This window comes from Mesorhizobium sp. C416B (assembly GCF_030323165.1).
Lineage (GTDB): Bacteria > Pseudomonadota > Alphaproteobacteria > Rhizobiales > Rhizobiaceae > Mesorhizobium.
The window spans coordinates 3,411,403-3,431,698 of sequence record NZ_CP100471.1 but is presented as its reverse complement, the minus strand read 5'-3'; the positions used below and the strand labels follow the sequence as shown (position 1 = coordinate 3,431,698).

Here is a 20,296-nt window from a genome sequence, read left to right as displayed (position 1 = left end):
GGGGGCGGTTCGATTTGCGCCTGTTGTTTGCCTTGCTGTTGATGCTTGCGACCACCGCCACAGCGGTGGCGGAGCGGCGCGTGGCGTTGGTCATTGCCGAGGACGACTACCGGCTGGTGCGGCCGCTGGCCAATCCTGTCAATGACGGCGAGGTGATGGAAGTGGCGCTGAAGAAGCTCGGCTTCGAGGTCGTGGTCGAGACCAATCGTGATCTCAGGCGCATGCGCCGGGCTCTCGACGATTTTCGCGAGGACGCCATGGGCGCCGACGTGGCGCTGGTGTATTTCTCCGGCCATGGCGTCGAAATCTCCGGCGACAACCGTCTTCTGCCGGTCGATGCCGATGCCTCCTCGCTCGACCAGCTGGAGAAGACCAGCCTGCCGTTGGAGGAAGTGCGCGATGCGGTTGCCGCCACGGCGAAGGTCGGGCTGATCGTGCTCGACGCCTGCCGCAGCGATCCGTTCACAGGCGGCAACGGCGACGGGCGTGGCGCCACATCGCTGATCAAGGACCTGGTGGACAAGATCAAGCCGGGCCTCGGACGCGTCGGCAAGGCGGAAAACATCCTGTTCGCCTTTTCGGCGGCGCCCGGCGAGACGGCTGCCGACGGTACCGGTGCGAATTCGCCCTTTACAGCGGCGCTGATCAAATACCTCGGCACCGACGGGCTCGAAATCCGCTCGGTGCTGACGCTGGTGCAGCAGGAGGTCTACGACCTTTCGCGCGGAAAACAGCTGCCCTACGTCGAGAGCGGGCTGCCGAAGCTGTTCTTCGCCTCGGCGGCCAAGGAACAACTGCCGGAGCGCGAGCGGCTGTTGCTTGCCATGGCCGATGTGACGCCGGAAATGCGCGGCGCGGTCGAACGGGTCGCCAGCGATGCCGACATGCCGCTGGCGCCGCTCTATGGCGCGCTGATCAGTTCCGACACCAGCCATCTCTCCGGCGAAAGCCTGGACGCCAAGCTGCGCGAGGCGGCCGACGCCTTCGTCAAGGTGCGCGGCGAGATGAAGACGCTGGCCGCCGACGACCCGCAGGTGACCGAACTGCGCCGCCAGGCCGAGGAACAGTTGGCGCTCGGCGCTTTCGATGGTGCACGCGTGATCCTCGCCAAGGCCGCCGACGTCGACAATGTCTCGCGCCAGGCGTTGAAGGCCAATTTCGTCAGCCGCACCCTGTCCGAAGCCGCGACGCGATTTCTCTCGGGCGGCGCGGCGCGTGCCACCCTGGACTATGCAACCGCCATCAAGGACTATGAAACGGTGCTGGCGCTCTATGGCGAAGCCGGGCAGACCTCGCTCAGCCTGGAACAGGCCGACCGCCAAAGCCGCACGCTGGAAGAGCTCGGCATCCTCTACACAACGGTCGGCAACACCGACGCCGCCGGCCGCGCCTTTGCGGCGCTGGTCGCCAATCTTGAGCAGCGAGCGCGCCAGGAAACCGATCCGAGCGTCAAGCGCGACCTCGCCATCGGCCATATCAAGTTCGCCAACATCAAGATGGCGCAAGGCGATCTGCCGGCCTCCCTGCAAAACTATGAGGCGGCCAGGGACATGTTGCAGGGCCTGACCACAGACGTGCCGGACAAGAAGGACTGGCTCGGCGATCTCGCCATGGCCAATGACAAGATCGGCAATGTGCTGGCCACGCAAGGCGACCTGGGTGCGGCAGCCCAGGCCTACCAGCAAAGCCTGTCCATCAAGCAGCAATTGGCCGATGCCGAGCCGAACAGCGTCTATCTGCTGCGCGACCTGACCATTACCTACGACGAAATCGGCGGTCTTGCCCGTACCGCCGGCCAGCTGGATGGCGCCCAGACTGCATTCGAAGAGAGCCTGAGAATTCGGCTGGCGCTGGCGCAGAACAACCCCGACGACCCCAGGCATCAGCGCGCCGTCTCCGTCAGCTACACCAGGATCGGCGACGTCCTGCGCGAGCGTGGCGACGCTGCGGGCGCGCTCGACGCCTACAACAAGAGCCAAATAATCGCCGAAGCGCTGGTGCGCCGCGACTCAAACGACACCGATTTGAAGCGCGACCTGTCGGTCGGTTACGCCAAGATCGGCAATGCTTACGGCGACCAGAAGGACTGGCCATTCGCGTTGGAGGCCTACCAGCAGGCGCTGGCCACGGCGCGAGACCTTGCCGCCAGCGACCCAGGCAACACCGATTGGCAGCGCGACCTGTCGGTCTGTCTGGAAAAAATTGCCGGCGTGTTTGATGCCCAGGGCGATATCGCCGGTGCTTTGCAGAACTACCAGGACAGTCTCGTCATTGCCGACCGGTTGGCAAATCTCGACCCGGGCAATTCCGACTGGCAGCGCGACCTGTCGATCACGTTCGAGGAAATAGGCCTGCTGGAGACCAAGCAGCGCCACTATGAGGGCTCGAAGAAGGCCTTCGAAGCCAGCCTGGCCATCCGCCAGCGGTTGGCCCTGTCCGATCCGGACAATGCGATCTGGCAATTCGATCTGGTACAGGCCTATATCAACTATGCCTATGTGGCGAAGAATCCGAAGGCTGTGTTGTCGCAGGCGCTAGACCTGACGCTGGAGCTTGACCGCACAGGCAAACTGGCGCCGAGGGACAAACCCACGATCAAATATCTGCGCCGTCTTCTGGCCAAATTGAAAGCCGCGAAAAAATAGCCGGCTGCCAGCTCGGGATTCAGCCCTGAAATGCCCGCAAACCTTGGAAAAACCGCCTTTTGCGCCTATATCTAGGACATCAAAGCGGCGTGATTCGAAGCCATTTTTTCGCGCTGAGCATGCGGCATCAATCAGACAGGTTTTCATGAGCGATCAAAGCGACAACGCCAACGGCGCTGAGGCCGAATACGGCGCCGATTCCATCAAGGTTTTGAAGGGGTTGGACGCTGTCCGCAAGCGGCCGGGCATGTATATCGGCGACACCGACGACGGCTCGGGCCTGCATCACATGGTCTATGAGGTGGTCGACAACGCCATCGACGAGGCGCTGGCCGGCCATGCCGATCTGGTCACGGTGACGCTCAATCCCGACGGTTCGGTCACCGTTATCGACAATGGCCGCGGGATTCCGACCGATATTCACACTGGCGAAGGCATTTCGGCGGCCGAAGTGATCATGACGCAGCTGCATGCCGGCGGCAAATTCGACCAGAATTCCTACAAGGTGTCTGGCGGCCTGCACGGCGTCGGCGTCTCGGTGGTCAACGCGTTGTCGGCCTGGCTGAAGCTGAAAATCCGCCGCAACGGCCAGATTTTCGAGATGAGCTTCACGCATGGCAATGCCGATGCGCCGCTCAAGGCGACCGGCAGCTATGAGCAGAACAAGCAGCCCGGCACCTATGAGGGCCGCAGCGGTTCCGAGATCACCTTCTTTCCGTCGTCCGAAACCTTCACCATGGTCGAGTTCGACTTCGGCACGCTGGAGCACCGGCTGCGCGAGCTCGCCTTCCTGAATTCCGGCGTGCGCATCATTTTGACCGATGCCCGCCATGCCGATCTCGTGCGCCACGAGTTGCACTATGATGGCGGCCTGGAAGAGTTCGTCAAATATCTCGACCGGGTCAAGAAACCGCTGATCGACAAGCCGATCGCCATCAAGGCCGAGCGCGACGGCATCACCGTCGAAGTGGCGATGTGGTGGAACGACAGCTACCACGAGAACGTGCTGGCCTTCACCAACAACATCCCGCAGCGCGATGGCGGCACCCATCTGGCCGGCTTCCGTGGCGCGCTGACGCGCCAGATCACCGGCTATGGCGAATCGTCGGGCCTGACCAAGAAGGAAAAGGTGGCGCTGATCGGCGACGACTGCCGCGAAGGCCTGACGGCGGTGCTGTCGGTCAAAGTGCCCGACCCGAAATTCTCCTCGCAGACCAAGGACAAGCTGGTCTCGTCAGAGGTGCGGCCCGTGGTCGAAGGCCTGGTCAACGAGGCGCTTGGCACATGGCTGGAAGAACACCCGACCGAGGGCAAGGTGGTCATCGACAAGGTGATCCAGGCGGCCGCGGCGCGTGAAGCCGCGCGCAAGGCCCGCGACATCACCCGCAAAAGCTCGCTCGGCGTCACCTCTCTGCCCGGCAAGCTTGCCGACTGCCAGGAACGCGACCCGGCGAAATCCGAAATCTTCATCGTCGAGGGTGACTCGGCCGGCGGCTCCGCCAAGGGCGGCCGTTCGCGCCAGAACCAGGCGATCCTGCCGCTGCGCGGCAAGATCCTCAATGTCGAGCGCGCCCGCTTCGACCGCATGCTCGGCTCCGAGATGATCGGCACGCTGATCACCGCGCTCGGCACCTCGATCGGCAAGGACGAGTTCAACGCCGACAAATTGCGCTACCACAAGATCATCCTGATGACCGACGCCGACGTCGACGGCGCCCATATCAGGACCTTGCTGCTCACCTTCTTCTTCCGCCAGATGCCGGAGCTGATCGAGCGCGGCCATCTCTACATCGCCCAGCCGCCGCTCTACAAAGTGACGCGCGGAAAAAGCTCGCAATACATCAAGGACGAGAGCGCCTTCGAGGAGTTCCTGATCGGCTCCGGGCTGGAAGAGGCGTCGCTGACGCTTGCCTCCGGCGAGGCGCGGGCCGGACAGGATCTGCGCGGCTCGATCGATGATGCACTGGCCGTGCGCCAGCTCATCAACGGGCTGCACACGCGCTACAACAGGGGCGTGGTCGAACAGGCGGCGATCGCCGGCGCGCTCAACGCCGATGTGCTAAACGACCTCGGCCGCGCCAATGCCATGGCCGAACGCGTCGCCCAGCGCCTCGACATCATTGCCGAGGACACCGAGCGCGGCTGGACCGGCCGGCTGTCGACCTCCAATGAAGGCGTCGGCGGCTATGTGTTCGAACGCACGGTGCGCAGCGTCAAGGAATTCGCGCAGCTCGATGCCGGGCTGATAAATTCGGCCGACGCACGCCAGCTCGACCGCTATGCCCCGCGCCTCATGGAAGTCTATGGCGAGCCGCCGGTGCTGCGCCGCAAGGATGTCTCCGAAACCATTTCGGGGCCGCTGGCGCTGCTCAACGCGGTGTTTGCGACCGGCCGCAAGGGCCTGACCATGCAGCGCTACAAGGGCCTCGGCGAGATGAATGCCGAGCAGCTCTGGGAAACCACGCTCGACCCGAATGTGCGTTCGCTGCTGCAGGTCAAGGTCAATGACGCCACCGATGCTGACAGCTTGTTCTCGCGGCTGATGGGCGACGAGGTCGAGCCGCGGCGCGAATTCATCCAGGACAACGCGCTGTCGGTGGCCAATCTGGACATTTGATGGCTGGGGGCCCATCGCTTCGTCATCCTAGGGTCTTCGCGACGGAGCTTCGCTCCTGCTTCGCCCTAGGATGACGTGGGTGAGGCCTCAGCCAATCTCCAGCGTTTGCGATGAACCGTTCTCAACGCCGCCACTCAACTCGGTTCCAGCTTTCGCCCGAGGTCCACCGCGTCGCGCAGCACTTGCAGATGCGAGCGCGGCGCGGTGCCCGCCGGCGGGGCGATTTCGACGCCGTTTGCCGTCGATGACCAATAAAGCGTGTGGGTGAAGATACGGCCAAGTGAGCTGCGAAGCTCGACCTGGATGTTCTCCACACCGGGGCCGAAATTTTCCGTCATCGGACCGGAAATCGGATCGCCTGTCGCCCAGCCATTGCCGCGGTCGTAGACGTTCGTCCAGCGCGTTGCCGCAAACACCGCGCCATGATGCACCGCGCGCTGCGCCTTGCCTGCTTGGCTGTGTCCTTCCTGGTAAAGCACGGTGCCGCCGGCGCGCCCGTCATCGGCAATCGGCGGGCAGGCCGAGAACAGGCGCTCGGCAAGGCCACGCCTGAATTCCGCGAGATTGTAGGTCACCAGGAATTCGCTGTGGGAGAGCGGACTGCCAAGCGTGACGAAATCGCTGATCTTCCAGGGCAGCGGGTGGTCGGCGTCCTTGGTCCGAAGCTGCTGGTAGAGCGCCCATTGGCCGCGCCGGAACCCGGCGAGGTCTTCAAGATTCTTTGGCCACGCTGACCCATCAGAGCCGAGCGTTGCCTTGTCGATGGCCTCGACCGCCGCCAGTTTGGCCTTGTCGCGGACCGCTTCCAGCCTTCGCGGCCGGAACTCGGCCCACAGGATCTGCAGCAAATCATAGGCGATGATCGACCCAAGGCTGTGCGAGACCAGCACGATGCGGTCGTAAGCATCGTCCTTCATCAGCGTCTTGAGCAGCGTCAGGCCTCTGTCGCGGATCAGCGCACGCTTCTCGATCGTCGCCGCCTCGGCGCGCACATAAGCGGCGACGTCGCCGAAATAGGGCAGGGCGAACTGATCCACCGCCCAGATGACAAAAGAAGCGAGGATGGTGATCATCAGGCCGGTCGTCAAGGTAACGGCCTGTTGCCAGACCGATGTTGCCAGCACGAGTGCTGCGCCCAGGATGACGATAACGATCAGAAGTGTGGCGACGTAAAGCTTGCGGGCGTCGAGCGGAATGTCGGCGAGCTTGCGCCACAACAGGTTCGTCACCCAGGCGGCCAGCCGGCCGCGCGTCGTGCCTTGCGTGATGTCGGCCCAATAAAGCTCGTAGAAATCGGTACGGCGGCCATCGACGTCGTAGGGCGTGGTGATGCGGCGCAGCTCGTGTGACTTGGTCCGGCTGTCGGGCGTGATCCAGCTCTGGTTGATCGTGGCGCCGGAAACGGCCGGATCGGGAATCTGGGCGTAGGGTGGAGCACGGGTGGGATCGCTGCTCCAGACCGCCTGGACGAATCCCCTCAGCGTACCCATCGGCCGCTGCTCGCCCATGCCGTGCACGATCACCACCGCCTGGCCGGGCTGCGCCTTTTTGTAAGCCAGCGATGCGACAGTCTTGGGCATCAGCGTCTCCGTTGACGACATCCGACGGCGGGAGTCGCTCATGCTACCCCCGGCTCACCGAGCCAACAATACACGGCAGCCCATGTGGAACTCCGTGAACCAATCCACAGTTTCGCAGTCGTGCCTCGGGCCGCGCGGAAAATAGTTCCGTTCCCGGCAAGCAAATCATTTCATTGCCCTTCGGAACGGAAATCGCTCAGGAACATTGTGACGACATCGATCAATTTCTCGCAGGGAGGCTCTTTATGGGACGCGGTATTTTGCTCTGGTTGCTCGGTATTCCGATCCCGATCATCATTCTCATCATGCTGTTCGTACGGTAGGAGGCGTCGATGCAGTCCACCGTGTCGGCTGTCGACGTATCCGCCTCAACAGAATCCTCCGCCCCGGCCGTCAGCTGGGGTCCGATCATCGCCGGCGCCTTCGCGGCCTCGACGCTGACCTTCATCCTCATGCTGCTCGGTTCGGGGCTGGGGCTGACCATGGTCTCGCCGTGGTCCGGCGCCAGTGCCTCGCTGACCACCTTCGCGGTGTCCGGCGCCATCTGGCTCATCATCGTGCAATGGCTGTCCTCCGGGGTCGGTGGCTATCTTGCCGGACGCCTGCGCACCAAATGGGTCGGCATCCACACCGACGAGGTCTATTTCCGTGACACCGCGCACGGCCTCCTCGCCTGGGCGCTGGCGACATTGCTGGTCGTCGGCATTCTCGGGTCGGCGCTGTCGGCAGTGCTTGGTTCAGGCGTGCAGGCGGCTTCTACTGTTGCCTCAGGCGCCGCCATGGGTGCTTCGGCCGGCGCGTCCGCCAATGCCGGCAGCGCACCGGCCGACAATGCAACGTCCTATCTTGTGGATACGCTGTTCCGTCCGGCTGATGCCGCCAGGCTCGCGGCGGCCAATCCGGACAGCGATGCGGCTGCGGCCGGGCAGGCTTCGCGCATCCTCATCGCCAGTGCGGCGGCAGGCGAAATTTCGGCTGACGACAAGACCTATCTGTCGCAGCTCGTCGCCGCCCGCACCGGGCTTTCCGAGGCTGACGCCAAGGCGCGTGTCGACGCCCTGGTGGCCAGGGTCGAGGACGGCAAGGTCAAGGCCAAGCAGGCCGCCGACGCCGCCCGGAAAGGCAGCGCCACCTTCGCACTGCTTGGCGCCCTGTCGCTGGTTATCGGCGCCTTCATCGCCAGCGCTGCGGCAGCACTGGGCGGCAGGCAGCGCGACGACGAGGAAGCGGTTTTCCTGACCAGCCGCTGAACCGGTCTTCAACATAGAAAAGCCCGGTCGAACCGGGCTTTTTTGTTTCCGATGATGGACCGACAACCTTCCAGTGGAAGGTTGCAGCGGGATCAGTGATCCATGGCCTTGACGATTTCCTCGGTCATCTTCTTGGCGTCGCCGAGCAGCATCATGGTGCCGTCCTTGTAGAACAGCGTGTTGTCGATGCCGGCATAGCCGGAGCCGAGCGAGCGCTTGACGAACAGGCAGGTGCGGGCCTTGTCGACGTCGAGGATCGGCATGCCGTAGATCGGCGACGACTTGTCGTCGCGGGCGGACGGATTGGTGACGTCGTTGGCGCCGATGACATAGGCGACATCGGCCTGCGCGAACTCGGAGTTGATGTCTTCCAGTTCGAACACTTCGTCATAGGGAACATTGGCTTCGGCGAGCAGCACGTTCATGTGGCCGGGCATGCGGCCGGCCACGGGGTGGATGGCGTATTTGACATCCACGCCATTGGCCTTGAGCTTGTCGGCCATTTCGCGCAGCGCGTGCTGGGCCTGAGCGACCGCCATGCCGTAGCCCGGCACGATGATGACCTTCTGTGCGTTCATCATCAGATAGGCAGCGTCGTCGGCCGAGCCCTGCTTGACCGTGCGTTCGATGCCGTCATCGGCAACCGCCGCGGTCTCGCCGCCGAAGCCGCCGAGGATGACCGAGATGAACGACCGGTTCATGCCCTTGCACATGATGTAGGACAGGATGGCGCCGGACGAGCCGACCAGCGCGCCGGTGATGATCAACGCCAGATTGCCAAGCGTGAAGCCGAGTGCCGCGGCGGCCCAGCCGGAATAAGAATTCAGCATCGAGACGACGACCGGCATGTCGGCGCCGCCGATCGGGATGATCAAGAGGACGCCGAGCGCCAGCGACGCCGCGACGATCAGCCAGAACACCAGCTTGGCCTCGGTGGTGACCAGAAGCACGATCAGCACGATCAGCGCGATGCCGAGGACCGCGTTGATGATGTGACGGCCGCCGATCATGATCGGCTTGCCCGACATGCGGCCATCGAGCTTGAGGAAGGCGATGACGGAGCCGGTGAAAGTGATGGCGCCGATGGCAACGCCAAGGCTCATCTCGATCAGCGCCTGGGCGTGGATGTCGCCATTGGTGCCGATGCCGAAACTTTCCGGCGCGTAGATGGCGGCTGCCGCTACCATGACGGCGGCAAGGCCGACCAGCGAGTGGAAGGCGGCGACCAGCTGCGGCATCGACGTCATGGCGATGCGGCGCGCTGTAACGGCGCCGACGCCGCCGCCGATGGCCAGACCAAGCACGATCAGGCCGAAGCGCCCGGCGGACGGAGTCGCCAGCGCCAGCGTGGTGGCAATGGCAATGCCCATGCCGATCATGCCGTAGAGATTGCCTTGGCGGCTGGTGGTCGGATGCGACAGGCCGCGCAGCGCCATGATGAACAGGACGCCGGAGACCAGGTAGAGGAAGGACGCGAAGTTGGCGTTCATGGCTCTCTACCGGTCCTTCTTCTTGTACATGGCCAGCATGCGCTGGGTGACCAGGAAGCCGCCAAAGATGTTGACTGAGACCAGCATCAGCGCGACGAAGCCGAAGCCGGTGGCAATGCCGGAGGCCGAGATGCCGACGGCCAGCAGCGCGCCGACGACGATGACCGAGGAGATGGCGTTGGTGACCGCCATCAGCGGCGTGTGCAGCGCCGGCGTCACCGACCAGACGACGTAGTATCCGACGAAGATCGCAAGTACGAAGATGGCGAAGCGGAAGACGAAGGGATCGATGGCGCCGCCGGACAGTGCGTGCGCGGCATCGCCCGCCGCATCGACGCCACCGGGCGCGTTGGCCAGGTTCTGCACAGCCAGCCGGACGGCGGCACTTGCCTGGTCGAGCTGATCGAGGGCTTTCTGCAAGGTCTGATCCATCACGCGATCCCCTTCGGCTTGGCGGCGGACTTGCCGGCAGTGGCTTTGTCGGACGCCTTTTTCGGTGCAGCCTTCTTCGGCGTGGCATCAGCCACCATGGTCTCGGCCGGAATGGCCGCCGGTTCGATATGGGGCTGTTCCGCCGCCTTGGCGAAGGCCGGATGCACCACGCGGCCAGCGTCGGTCAGCATCGTCGCCTTAACCAGATCGTCTTCGCGGTTGATGGCGAGCGTCTTGCTGGTCTTGTCGACCAGCGTCTCGAGGAAGGCGAACAGGTTCCTGGCGTAGAGCAGCGAGGCCGATGCGGCGACGCGGCCGGGCACGTTGAGGTGGCCGACGATCTTAACGTTGTTGGCCGTCGTCACCACCTGACCCGCAACCGCGCCTTCGACATTGCCGCCGCGCTCGACGGCGAGGTCGACGATCACCGAACCCGGCTTCATCGAGGCGACCATCGCCGCCGACACCAGCTTCGGCGCCGGCCGGCCGGGGATCAGCGCCGTGGTGATGACGATGTCCTGCTTGGCGATGTGCTCAGCGGTGAGCGCTGCCTGCTTCGCCTGGTACTCCTTCGACATTTCCTTGGCGTAGCCGCCGGCGGTCTCGGCCGCCTTGAACTCCTCGTCCTCGACGGCGAGGAACTTTGCGCCAAGCGACGCCACCTGTTCCTTGGCGGCGGGACGAACGTCCGTGGCGGTGACGACAGCGCCGAGACGGCGCGCCGTGGCGATCGCCTGCAGGCCGGCAACGCCGACGCCCATGATGAAGATCTTCGCCGCCGGCACGGTGCCGGCCGCAGTCATCATCATCGGCAGCGCGCGGTCATACTCCGATGCGCCGTCAATCACGGCCTGGTAGCCGGCGAGATTGGCCTGCGACGACAGCACATCCATCGACTGGGCGCGGGTGATGCGCGGCATGAATTCCATCGAGAAGGCGGTGACCCCAGCCTCGGCAAGCGCCGCGACCGCGGCATCATTGCCGTAGGGATCCATGATGGCGATGACCGCCGCACCCGATTTGTAGCCCTTCAGCTCGGCGTCGGTCGGCCGGCGCACCTTCAGCACCACATCCGCCCGGCTCGCATCCGAAGCCTTGCCGATCGCGGCACCCGCCTTGGCGAACTCCTCATCGGGAATGCGCGACTTGGTGCCGGCGCCCGTCTCGACGGTGACGTCGAAGCCCAGCGCCGCCAGCCGCTTCACGGTATCGGGCGAGGCCGCGACACGAGGCTCGCTGGCATCGAGCTCGCGAGGGATGAAAACCGTCTGTCCCACCGCATGATCCTTTCGGCTGGAACCTGTTTGCGCAAGAGTGCGGCCGGATATCCGGCTACGCCCTGGCAAGGGGTCTGTATAGACTATCGGAGAATGAAGGCGCCGAGGGCGAGGATCAGCACGAACAGGATGGTCGCGGAGAAGAAGCCGCCTGCGAAGAAGCCGAAAGCCATGGCCAGGAGCAGGGCGCCGCAGAACAGCGAGCCGTATTTGGCCAGCGCCAGAAAGCCATGATAGGTGCGGTCATGTTCGGCATAGTCCATCTTCGCGCCCAGTTCGACAGGACCGGTCGGCGTGTGATCAGCCATAGGAATACCCCTTCGAAGACATCTTTGAGGCACATAGCGAAAAGCCGGGCCAAGAGCAATGGCGCTATTGCCGCACGACCAGTGACAACAGCCTCAAAGGAATGTTGAAAGCCGGCGGTATGGGCTTGTCGCCGGCCTGGCGTCGAAGGTTGAGGATTTTGCGTTTCAACCGGCTAGATGCGGAAACAGCCCGAGCAGCCCAATGACGATCAGATAGAGCGCGACGATGTAGTTGAGCAGCCGCGGCATCACCAGGATCAGCACGCCGGCAATCAGCGAGATCAGCGGGGTCAGTGCTAGCTCGGGAATATGCATGTCGGTTCCTTTCTATGGCCGCGTCGGCGTCGTGACGTCCAGAACGCCGAAGCGGCCGGAAAGCTCCTCGCACCGGGCGCTAAAGTGCGCCGGCTTTGCCGACATTACGCTGCTTCGCGAAAATATTTAGCGGTGGGCAGGATGGTCAGCGGCGCGAGCTCGCCGGCCGGCGCCTTGGCAAACAGCATACGCCGCTCCAGCGCCGTCGACTGGAAGAAGGGAAAGCGCTCCAGCGTCGGGGCCATGTTCTGCTCGCAGATCGATTCATAGAAGAAGATCGGCATGGTGAAGGGCGGGTAGAGGCGCGGCTCGCCGACCTGCACCGATCCGAAGATGCGATGGTAGAAGGCCGTGTGCTCCTCGCGGATCATCGAAATGCAGCTGGTGGCGTTGAAGAAGGTGTTGGCGATAACCGCGAGCCGCAGCGTGACATAGGGCAGGGCGCGGTTGGCCGACGACATTTGCGGATCGATCGCCAACCGGCTCGGGTCGATGAAGGTTTCACCGCGCGCCAGCCGCAGCAGCAGCCGGTCGCCGAAAACGGTCATGATCGGCGCTTCGGGGGTCTCACGGGTCAAATGGTGGAGCCTGACGGTGCTGACCAGCTCGCCATCCATGAAGACGCCGAAACAGTAGCAATTGCGCACTTCGTCAAGGGGATCGACGAGCTTCTGTTCGGTAATGGTGTCAAGCAGGCCGTGTGTATGAAAGGCCTTGTAGCGCAGCCGGTAGACCGCTTCGAGATCCTCGCCGCTTTCGCAGCGCCGGTATTCGACACGCTCGAGGACGTCGAGGACGTTGCGGGCGAACAAGGAAGGCGGGCCGGATTTGACTGCCGCACCCGAAAGCACACCTGACTGATGCGTGTCCATTACTTCCCCTCGTACCGCCGCAGGAGAACAATACCGGACGACCGAAGGAACAAGAAGATGAAACTCTAATCGTCTGTGTTTACCGATCATTAACCTTAACAATCAGTTAACGCCTAGACAATACAACGCTTTTTAGACGGGCTTTTCAAGCGCAATTTAATGACGGGTCAGGGCGTGGCGAGTTTTGCCGCCGGCCGCAGCTCGGCGGCGAAAGGCCAGGTCACGTTGGACATGGTCTCTATGCCCGAGGCACTGAGTGCTGCGCCAAACAGGAAGCCCTGGACGAGGTCCGGCTTGACCGAATGCACCAGGATCTTCAGCTGTTCGAAGGTTTCCACACCTTCGATGGTGACGGTCAGCCCGAGCACGCGGGTCAGGTCGACGATGCCCTTCAACAAGTCGAGCGAACGCTTGTTCTGGGTCACGTCCATCAGGAACGAACGGTCGATCTTGATCTTGTCGAGCGGCAGCTTGTGGAGGTAGCTCAGGCTTGAATAGCCGGTGCCGAAATCGTCGAGCGCAATGCGCACGCCAAGCTGCTTAAGTTCCTCGATATACTGGCGCGTTAGCGATTTGTCGTCGAGCAGTGCGGTTTCGGTGACTTCGATCTCGAGGCGGCCGGCGGCGAGCCCCGAAGTGGCAAGCGCGTCGCGAACCTTCTGGACAACGTCGCGGTTGCGGAAATCCTTGGCCGAAAGGTTGACCGAGACGCTGGTCTGTGCGGGCCATTTAGCGCATTCGGCGCAGGCAGCCGCGAGCACAAAAGTGCTGATCTCGGAAATGATGCCCATTTCTTCGGCCAGCGGAATGAAGATGCTGGGCGAAACCGGCCCGAGATCGGGATGATCCCAGCGGCACAGCGCCTCGCAACTGGCGATGCGCATGGTGTTCATCGCCACGATCGGCTGATAGACCACCCGCAGCGCCTTGCCTTCGACCGCCGTGCGCAGATCGGCCTTCATCAGCTGGCGGTTGCGGAACGCCGCATCCATCGCTGCCTCGAACAGCCGCCAGTTGTTCTTGCCGAGTTCCTTGGCCTTGTAGAGCGCCAGATCGGCCTTGACGATCATGGCGTCGACATCGGTGTCGTCGACCCTGGACAGCACGGCGCCCGCGCTTGCCTGGATGCGCAGACCGTGGCCTGCGACGTCGACCTCGCCCTGCAGATCGGCAAAGATCTGGTCGAGCAGGCCCGTCAGATGGCTTTCATCCTCGACGCGGTCGAAGAAGATCATGAACTCGTCGCCGCCGAAGCGGCTGACATTGACGCCTTGCCCGGCGACGGCCGCCAGTCGCTCGGCAACGGCATAGATAAGTCCGTCGCCGACCGGATGGCCGAGGGTGTCGTTGACGCTCTTGAAATCATCGAGATCGAGCACCGCCAGGGCGCACAGGCGGTCGCGGCTGCCCGACGCCATGGCTTCACCGACCAGCTCATGGAAATACGCGCGGTTCGGCAGGCCGGTAAGGCTGTCATAGCGCGCCATGAAGCGGATTTTTTCCTCAGCCTCGACGCGGGCGGTGACGTCCTCGAAGGTGATGACACCGAGATCCTGATTGCCTTCGCGGGCCGAGAACTCATAGTGCTGGCCATTGGAGAAGGAGACCAGCACCTTGCGGTCGCGGCCCTCGCGCAAGGCGCGCGTCAGCTGCGCTTCGACATAACGACAGTCTTTCGGCGCCAGCATGCCGCCCGCAACGCCGCGCAGGAGCAGCGAATGGATCGACCGCCCGAGCAGCTGGTCGGGCGAGCGCAGCGACATCAGATGCGCGGCTTCGGCATTGCCGACCACGACCTTGCCGTCGGGGCCGAGCATGACCAGGCCATGCGACATGGTGTTGAGCGCGCGGTTGAAGCGCTCGGCGAGCCTGGCGGCCGTCTTGCGCTCCGAAATGGCGTTGAACAGCACGGTGCGGACGTGGCTGGCCATCCGGGTGATGATGAAGATGAACGGCACTATGTAGAGGCCGAGGATGAAATCGCCGAGATGTCCCTTGAGCATCAGCCCGACCGCGATCGGCAGCACGACCGTGAAGGCCTGCACCGCAACCATGGTCTTGGAGCCGTAATTGCGGCCGACAATGGTCACCGTCGAGCCCATTATGACGGCGATGGCGGCACTTTCCCCGAAGACATCGGGAATGAGATAGATTGAGGTGAAGCAGAAAAGCCCCATGAAGAAAGCCTGGATGGTGCCGCCAACCAGGTAGTAGCGTTCCCACTTCTTGGCTTGTTCATAAGTTTCGAAACTGCCTATGCGCAGGCCTTTGCGGATGCCGTAGTAACGGTAAAGCCCCGCCGCAAGCATAAGCGCGGCCAATGCAAGATAGGCCGGATGCCCCGAGGTAAAATAAACCAGAATGCCGATGAGGCCATGGCAAAATGCGCCAATCAGCAGGATCCCGGGATCGTTGAACAACGATCGCACGAACCCAGCATAGACGTCCTCACCTATCTCTGCGGCTTTGTTTTCTTGCATGGCCTGCGGTGTCGCACGAACCGCAGTCATGTCACATTCGCCTTAAGAAAGGTTTAGAGATGCCGTTCCGACGCCTGGCGTCAAGTCGGCTCCATCGGCGTAAACCGCGAAAATTCGTGTTCAGGTAAACAAGGCGTATCGATCACTCGGCGGCCTGAAGTTCAGGCCGCGCCGGCGTGTTGGCCAGCCGCTCGACAAGCCTTGTGCGCTCGCCCTCTGCCTTTTCGGCGCTGGCTTGCCTGACATGGCCGTAGCCGCGAATGAGCGCCGGCACCGAGGCAAGGGCGATGGCGGCCTCGATCCTGCCTGGCGCAAGTGCCTTGGCGACAAGCTCCAGATCGGCCTCATAGCGGGCCAGAAGCTGCCGCTCCATGCGCCGCTCAGTGCTGTAGCCGAACACGTCGAAGGCCGTGCCGCGCAGGCCTTTCAGCGCCGCCAGCAGGCGAAATCCCTTCATCATCCACGGGCCGAAGCTCGATTTCCTCGGCTTGCCGTCATTGCCGCGCCTGCCCATGATCGGTGGCGCCAGATGAAATTCGAGTTTGTCGTAGCTCTGGAACTGTTTTGAGAGCTCCATAGCGAAGGAGCCGTCGGTGTATAGCCGCGCCACCTCATATTCGTCCTTGATCGCCATCAGCTTGAACAGGTTTCTGGCGGCGGCCTCGGTCACCGCGGTCGAGTCAGGCACGGCCTTGGCCTCGGCAGCACGCAAAACCGCCAGCTTCTCGGCATAGCGCCTGCCATAGGCGGCATTCTGATAGGCAGAGAGGAAAGCGACGCGGCGGGCGATGATATCGTCCAGCGTCTTGGCGATCTCAGTGGCCTTGCCCGGCTGGGCGACGAGGCCGCGCACAAACTCCGGCTGATGCGCGGCGCGCCGGCCCCAGCGGAAGGCGGCGATGTTCATCGCCACCGCCTCGCCGTTTAATTCGATTGCTTTTTCAACGGCTTGCGCCGACAGCGGCAGCCCGCCATTCTGGAAGGCGAAGCCGAGCATGAACATATTGGCGCCGAGTGAATTGCCGAACAATTGGGTGGCGGTGCGCGTGGCGTCGAAGAAATGCGTCTTGTCTTCGCCGGCGGCAGCACGGATCGCCTTCTTCAGGCGCTCGATCGGCAGCGAGAAATCGGCCGAACGGGCGAATTCGCCGGGCATGATCTCGGCGGTGTTGGCGAGGAAGATGGTATGGCCTTCGCGCACTGCGGCCAGCACCTTCTTGGCGCCCGAGACGACGAGGTCGCAGCCGAGCACCAGGTCCGCCTTGCCGGCCGAAACGCGGATCGCGTGGATGTCGTCCGGAGTGCGGGCGATGCGGACATGGGTGAACACCGAGCCGCCCTTCTGGGCGAGGCCGGCCATGTCGATCATGCCGCAGCCCTTGTCCTCGAGATGGGCGGCCATACCGAGCACAGCACCTATGGTGACGACGCCGGTGCCGCCGACGCCGTCGATGATCGCCGCCCAACCCTCGCTACCGAGCGGGAATTCGGCTGGCACCGGCACGCCGTCAAGCGGGTCGGAGCGCCCGGCAATGCCTTCGGCCTTCCTGATCTTGGCGCCGTGCACGGTGACGAAGGACGGGCAGAAGCCGTTGACGCAGGAGAAGTCCTTGTTGCAGCTCGACTGGTCTATTCTGCGCTTGCGGCCGAACTCGGTTTCGACCGGCTGGATCGAGACGCAGTTCGATTGCACCCCGCAATCGCCGCAGCCCTCGCAGACCAGTTCGTTGATGAAGACCCGCTTGTCGGGATCCGGGAAGGTGCCGCGCTTGCGGCGGCGGCGCTTTTCGGCGGCGCAGGTCTGGTCGTAGAGCAGCACCGAGACGCCCTTGACGTCGCGCAGCTCGCGCTGGACGAGGTCGAGGTCGTCGCGGTGGTGGATGGTGGCGCCGGAGGGGAATTCGGCCTTCCCCGCATATTTGTCCGGCTCGTCGGTGACGATGGCGATGCGCTCGACGCCTTCGGCGCGCACCTGCCTGGCGATCATGTCGACAGTCAGGCCGCCCTCATGCGGCTGGCCGCCGGTCATGGCGACGGCGTCGTTGTAGAGGATCTTGTAGGTGATGTTGGCATCGGTCGACAGCGCGAAGCGGATCGCCAGCGTGCCGGAGTGATTGTAGGTCCCGTCGCCGAGATTCTGGAAAATGTGGCCGCGCTTGGAGAATGGCGCCTGGCCGACCCATTGTGCGCCCTCGCCGCCCATGGCGGTGAAGCCGACCGTGTTGCGGTCCATCCACAGCGCCATGAAATGGCAGCCGATACCGGCGGCGGCGATCGAGCCGACCGGCACCTTGGTCGAGGAATTGTGCGGGCAGCCGGAGCAGAAGAACGGCGTGCGCGAACCGATATCGCTGGTGTCGGCAAGCATCGCCTGGAACTGGCGCAGCTTTGCCACCTTGGCAGTGATCTCTTCCGAAGGGCCGATTGTGCGCAGGATGCGCTCGCCCAGCGCAATGGCGATCTCGTTGGGGTCGAGCGCGCCCTTGGCCGGGAACAGCCAGTCGCCGCGCTCGTCCTTCTTGCCGACGATCATCGGCTGGGTGGCGGTGCCGTAGAGGTTTTCGCGCAGTTGCACCTCGATCAGCGAGCGCTTCTCCTCGACGACGACGATGGTGTCGAGGCCGCGGGCGAATTCGGCGATATGCTGCAGGTCGAGCGGCCATGGGCAACCGACCTTGAACAGGCGGATGCCGATGCGGCCGGCGGCGGCCTCGTCGATGCCGATGTCTTCCAGCGCCTGGCGGACATCGAGATAGCTCTTGCCGAGCGTGATGATACCGAGCTTCGGCGCGCGGCCGCCCGAATAGACGATGCGGTTCAGGCCGTTGGCATGGATGAAGGCGGATGCAGCGGCGCGCTTGTATTCATGCAGCCGCTCCTCCTGGCCGAGCATGTCGATCTCATCGCGGATGTTGAGGCCGCCGGGCGGCATATCGAACTCCGGCACGACGATGTTCAGGCGCTCGAGCGCGGCATCGACGGAGGCCGTGGATTCGATGTTGTCCTTGACGCATTTGATAGCCGCCCAGGTGCCGGCGAAGCGCGACATGGCAAAGCCGTAGAGGCCGTAGTCGATGATCTCCTGAACGCCGGCCGGGTTGAGGATCGGCACCATGGTGTCGACGAACAGGAATTCGGTGGCGTGCGCATTGGTCGATGATTCGGCCATATGGTCGTCGCCCATCAGCGCAAGCACGCCGCCATACTTCGACGATCCCGCGAGGTTGGCGTGGCGGAAAACGTCGCCGGAGCGGTCGACGCCCGGACCCTTGCCGTACCAGACCGAAAATACCCCGTCATGCTTGCCTTCGCCCAGCAATTCCGTCTGCTGAGAGCCCCAGCAGGCGGTGGCGGCAAGCTCCTCGTTGAGGCCGGGCTGGAAAACGATGTCGGCCTGCGCCAGCTGCTTTTTCGCCCGCCACAGCTGCATATCGAGGCCGCCGAGCGGCGAGCCGCGATAACCGGACACGAAGCCGGCCGTGTTGAGGCCGGCCCGGCGGTCGCGCTCGCGTTGCATCAAAAGCATGCGGATGACCGCCTGTGCACCGGACAGGAAGATGCGCTCCTTACCAAGATCGAACTTGTCGTCGAGCGCGACGTCGTGCAGCGTCATCAGGCATTTCCTCTGCGGAGACAGCACCGGGGGCGCGCAGCCAACGTAGGAGTGAGATGGCGCAGTCTTTCTCCGCTTGCAAGGCAGGTCAAACGAAATCGAAAGTGCCAGGCAAAGCGCAACGAACGATCCGCTGCCGTCGCGTATCCGGCACGAAATCGGTCCGCGGCGGTTGTCCGGCGACCAAAAATTTCCACGCAATCGCGCCGGGCTAAGACGCGTCAGCCTTTCGAGCAATCCGGCTTCGGCTCACCCGGCAGCTTGCCGTCGGGATGGCCGGCAAGATCGGGATTGGCCGTATAGAGCTGGTCGACCACCAGCGGCCGGTCGGGAAGGATCGACTGGTCCTCGCTCGACATCAGCGTCGTGTCGATCTTCTGCAGGAACGTGCCGTCAGGACCCCTGATGCTGATCGAAATCGCATAGGGCTTGTCCTTGACGATACAGGTCAGCGCCGGGCTTTCCAGGCTGACCTTGTCGAGCTTCGGCCAGACCTTCTGCTCGATCACCAGGGGAGGACCGCCAGCCGGATTCTGGAAGCTGGCGACCGCAACCTGGCCTTCGCCCATCGGCTGCAGGGGCCGCAGCGTCACGACATAGGTCGCCCGGGCGAGGCGGTAATTGAAGACGACGACCTTGCCGGAAACCTCGAACAGCTTGCCGTCGCCGCCGGTGTCGCGGCAGGCGCCAAGCGCAACGGCTGCAATGAGCGCAGCACCGACAAGGATCGAACGAAAAACAACCCTAGGCATTGTTGACCTCATGGGGCGCCGTGCGGCGGCGGCGATAGTGACGGCTTGCTTTCTGGCGGTTGCCGCACACAGCCATATCGCACCAAAGGCGGCTGGAATTGCGGCTCCTGTCGACGAACAGCCAGCTGCAATTGGGACAGATCCTGAGCCTGGCGACCGTGTCGTCGCGCAGCAGCGACAAGGCCGAAACCGCCAGCGCCGCCTCGAACGCGATCGGCGTCGATGGGTCGCCGAACGGTCTACCCGGTGCGCCGATTTCGGCCAGGCTCCGGTCGAGGCCGTTGGCGCAGGCCTTGAGAAAAGCGGCGAGGTCGCCGGCGGCAAGCGCACCTTTCGACACCGCGCCGCGAAACAGGCAGTCGGTCGTCTCGCGGATCGCCAGCACCACCGGGGCGATCCTGTCCGGCGAGGTCGCCTCCAGCGGTCTGCCGCCAAGCTCGGCACCGCGAAAGCCGCTTGCGGCATCGGCGAAGCGCGCGATCTCGGCCGGATCGTCAAAACGGTCGAAGGTCTTTTCCGGATCGTTGCGCAACACCACGGTGTTGGCCGTATCGAGCGCAAGAATGCCGCCGGTGAAGCGATGTGGGGTCCAAGATACTGTCATATCAGAAATCTAACCCATAAAACGCATTTGACAAGTTAGATTCTACGATGCAAACCTTGGC

General features: G+C 63.5%; 15 protein-coding genes. 4 read left to right on the top strand and 11 right to left on the bottom strand.

Translation table 11 applies throughout. The features are described from left to right. Window positions 1-14: 14 nt before the first annotated feature. Window positions 15-2,645, top strand: a complete 2,631-nt coding sequence (locus NLY43_RS16610) for a caspase family protein (RefSeq protein ID WP_023683525.1) — start codon at window positions 15-17, stop codon at window positions 2,643-2,645. 145 nt (window positions 2,646-2,790) lie between these two features. Beyond that, complete coding sequence (gyrB, locus tag NLY43_RS16605; RefSeq protein WP_023671333.1) at window positions 2,791-5,262, top strand: DNA topoisomerase (ATP-hydrolyzing) subunit B; 2,472 nt, start codon at window positions 2,791-2,793, stop codon at window positions 5,260-5,262. A 134-nt stretch (window positions 5,263-5,396) separates the two neighbouring features. Here the strand turns inward: gyrB and NLY43_RS16600 are convergent, their stop codons facing one another. Continuing rightward, window positions 5,397-6,842, bottom strand: coding sequence for a hypothetical protein (locus tag NLY43_RS16600; RefSeq protein ID WP_023711340.1), 1,446 nt, complete (start codon window positions 6,840-6,842; stop codon window positions 5,397-5,399). A 332-nt stretch (window positions 6,843-7,174) separates the two neighbouring features. On the opposite strand from NLY43_RS16600, the gene NLY43_RS16595 reads away from it, so the two are divergent. Continuing rightward, window positions 7,175-8,092, top strand: coding sequence for a hypothetical protein (locus NLY43_RS16595; protein ID WP_023711339.1), 918 nt, complete (start codon window positions 7,175-7,177; stop codon window positions 8,090-8,092). A 92-nt stretch (window positions 8,093-8,184) separates the two neighbouring features. Here NLY43_RS16595 and NLY43_RS16590 read toward each other — a convergent pair whose 3' ends face one another. The 5 genes from NLY43_RS16590 to NLY43_RS16570 all read right to left on the bottom strand — a co-directional run bounded on the left by NLY43_RS16590 (window position 8,185) and on the right by NLY43_RS16570 (window position 11,914). Further along, window positions 8,185-9,582, bottom strand: a complete 1,398-nt coding sequence (locus NLY43_RS16590; RefSeq protein WP_023671337.1) for an NAD(P)(+) transhydrogenase (Re/Si-specific) subunit beta — start codon at window positions 9,580-9,582, stop codon at window positions 8,185-8,187. Window positions 9,583-9,588: 6 nt separating this feature from the next. Beyond that, window positions 9,589-10,014, bottom strand: a complete 426-nt coding sequence (locus NLY43_RS16585; protein WP_032891560.1) for an NAD(P) transhydrogenase subunit alpha part 2 — start codon at window positions 10,012-10,014, stop codon at window positions 9,589-9,591. Further along, a complete protein-coding gene (locus NLY43_RS16580) occupies window positions 10,014-11,291 on the bottom strand; it encodes a Re/Si-specific NAD(P)(+) transhydrogenase subunit alpha (RefSeq protein WP_023695932.1) in 1,278 nt (425 codons plus the stop codon). The genes NLY43_RS16585 and NLY43_RS16580 overlap by 1 nt, the downstream gene beginning before the upstream one ends. Before the next feature lie 83 nt (window positions 11,292-11,374). Continuing rightward, window positions 11,375-11,599 carry an aa3-type cytochrome c oxidase subunit IV gene (locus NLY43_RS16575; protein ID WP_023671340.1) on the bottom strand — a complete coding sequence of 75 codons (225 nt, stop codon included), beginning with the start codon at window positions 11,597-11,599 and terminating at the stop codon, window positions 11,375-11,377. A 165-nt stretch (window positions 11,600-11,764) separates the two neighbouring features. Beyond that, a complete protein-coding gene (locus NLY43_RS16570) occupies window positions 11,765-11,914 on the bottom strand; it encodes a DUF3096 domain-containing protein (RefSeq protein WP_023671341.1) in 150 nt (49 codons plus the stop codon). On the opposite strand from NLY43_RS16570, the gene NLY43_RS16565 reads away from it, so the two are divergent. Continuing rightward, on the top strand, window positions 11,913-12,044 hold the full coding sequence (locus NLY43_RS16565) for a hypothetical protein (protein ID WP_280793507.1): 132 nt from the start codon (window positions 11,913-11,915) through the stop codon (window positions 12,042-12,044). The genes NLY43_RS16570 and NLY43_RS16565 overlap by 2 nt on opposite strands. Here NLY43_RS16565 and NLY43_RS16560 read toward each other — a convergent pair. The 5 genes from NLY43_RS16560 to NLY43_RS16540 form a co-directional block, all read right to left on the bottom strand. Continuing rightward, window positions 12,019-12,786, bottom strand: coding sequence for an N-acyl amino acid synthase FeeM domain-containing protein (locus tag NLY43_RS16560; RefSeq protein ID WP_023695933.1), 768 nt, complete (start codon window positions 12,784-12,786; stop codon window positions 12,019-12,021). The genes NLY43_RS16565 and NLY43_RS16560 overlap by 26 nt on opposite strands. Window positions 12,787-12,953: 167 nt before the next feature. Beyond that, window positions 12,954-15,296, bottom strand: a complete 2,343-nt coding sequence (locus NLY43_RS16555; protein WP_031196397.1) for a putative bifunctional diguanylate cyclase/phosphodiesterase — start codon at window positions 15,294-15,296, stop codon at window positions 12,954-12,956. 112 nt (window positions 15,297-15,408) lie between these two features. Then, window positions 15,409-18,879 carry an indolepyruvate ferredoxin oxidoreductase family protein gene (locus NLY43_RS16550; RefSeq protein ID WP_023711338.1) on the bottom strand — a complete coding sequence of 1,157 codons (3,471 nt, stop codon included), beginning with the start codon at window positions 18,877-18,879 and terminating at the stop codon, window positions 15,409-15,411. A gap of 221 nt (window positions 18,880-19,100) precedes the next feature. Beyond that, on the bottom strand, window positions 19,101-19,631 hold the full coding sequence (locus NLY43_RS16545) for a hypothetical protein (RefSeq protein ID WP_023671345.1): 531 nt from the start codon (window positions 19,629-19,631) through the stop codon (window positions 19,101-19,103). After that, window positions 19,624-20,235 (bottom strand): CGNR zinc finger domain-containing protein, encoded by a 612-nt coding sequence (locus NLY43_RS16540; RefSeq protein WP_023683519.1) that lies wholly within the window; start codon window positions 20,233-20,235, stop codon window positions 19,624-19,626. Before NLY43_RS16540 ends, NLY43_RS16545 begins: the two co-directional genes overlap by 8 nt. Between the last annotated feature and the right edge of the window lie 61 nt (window positions 20,236-20,296).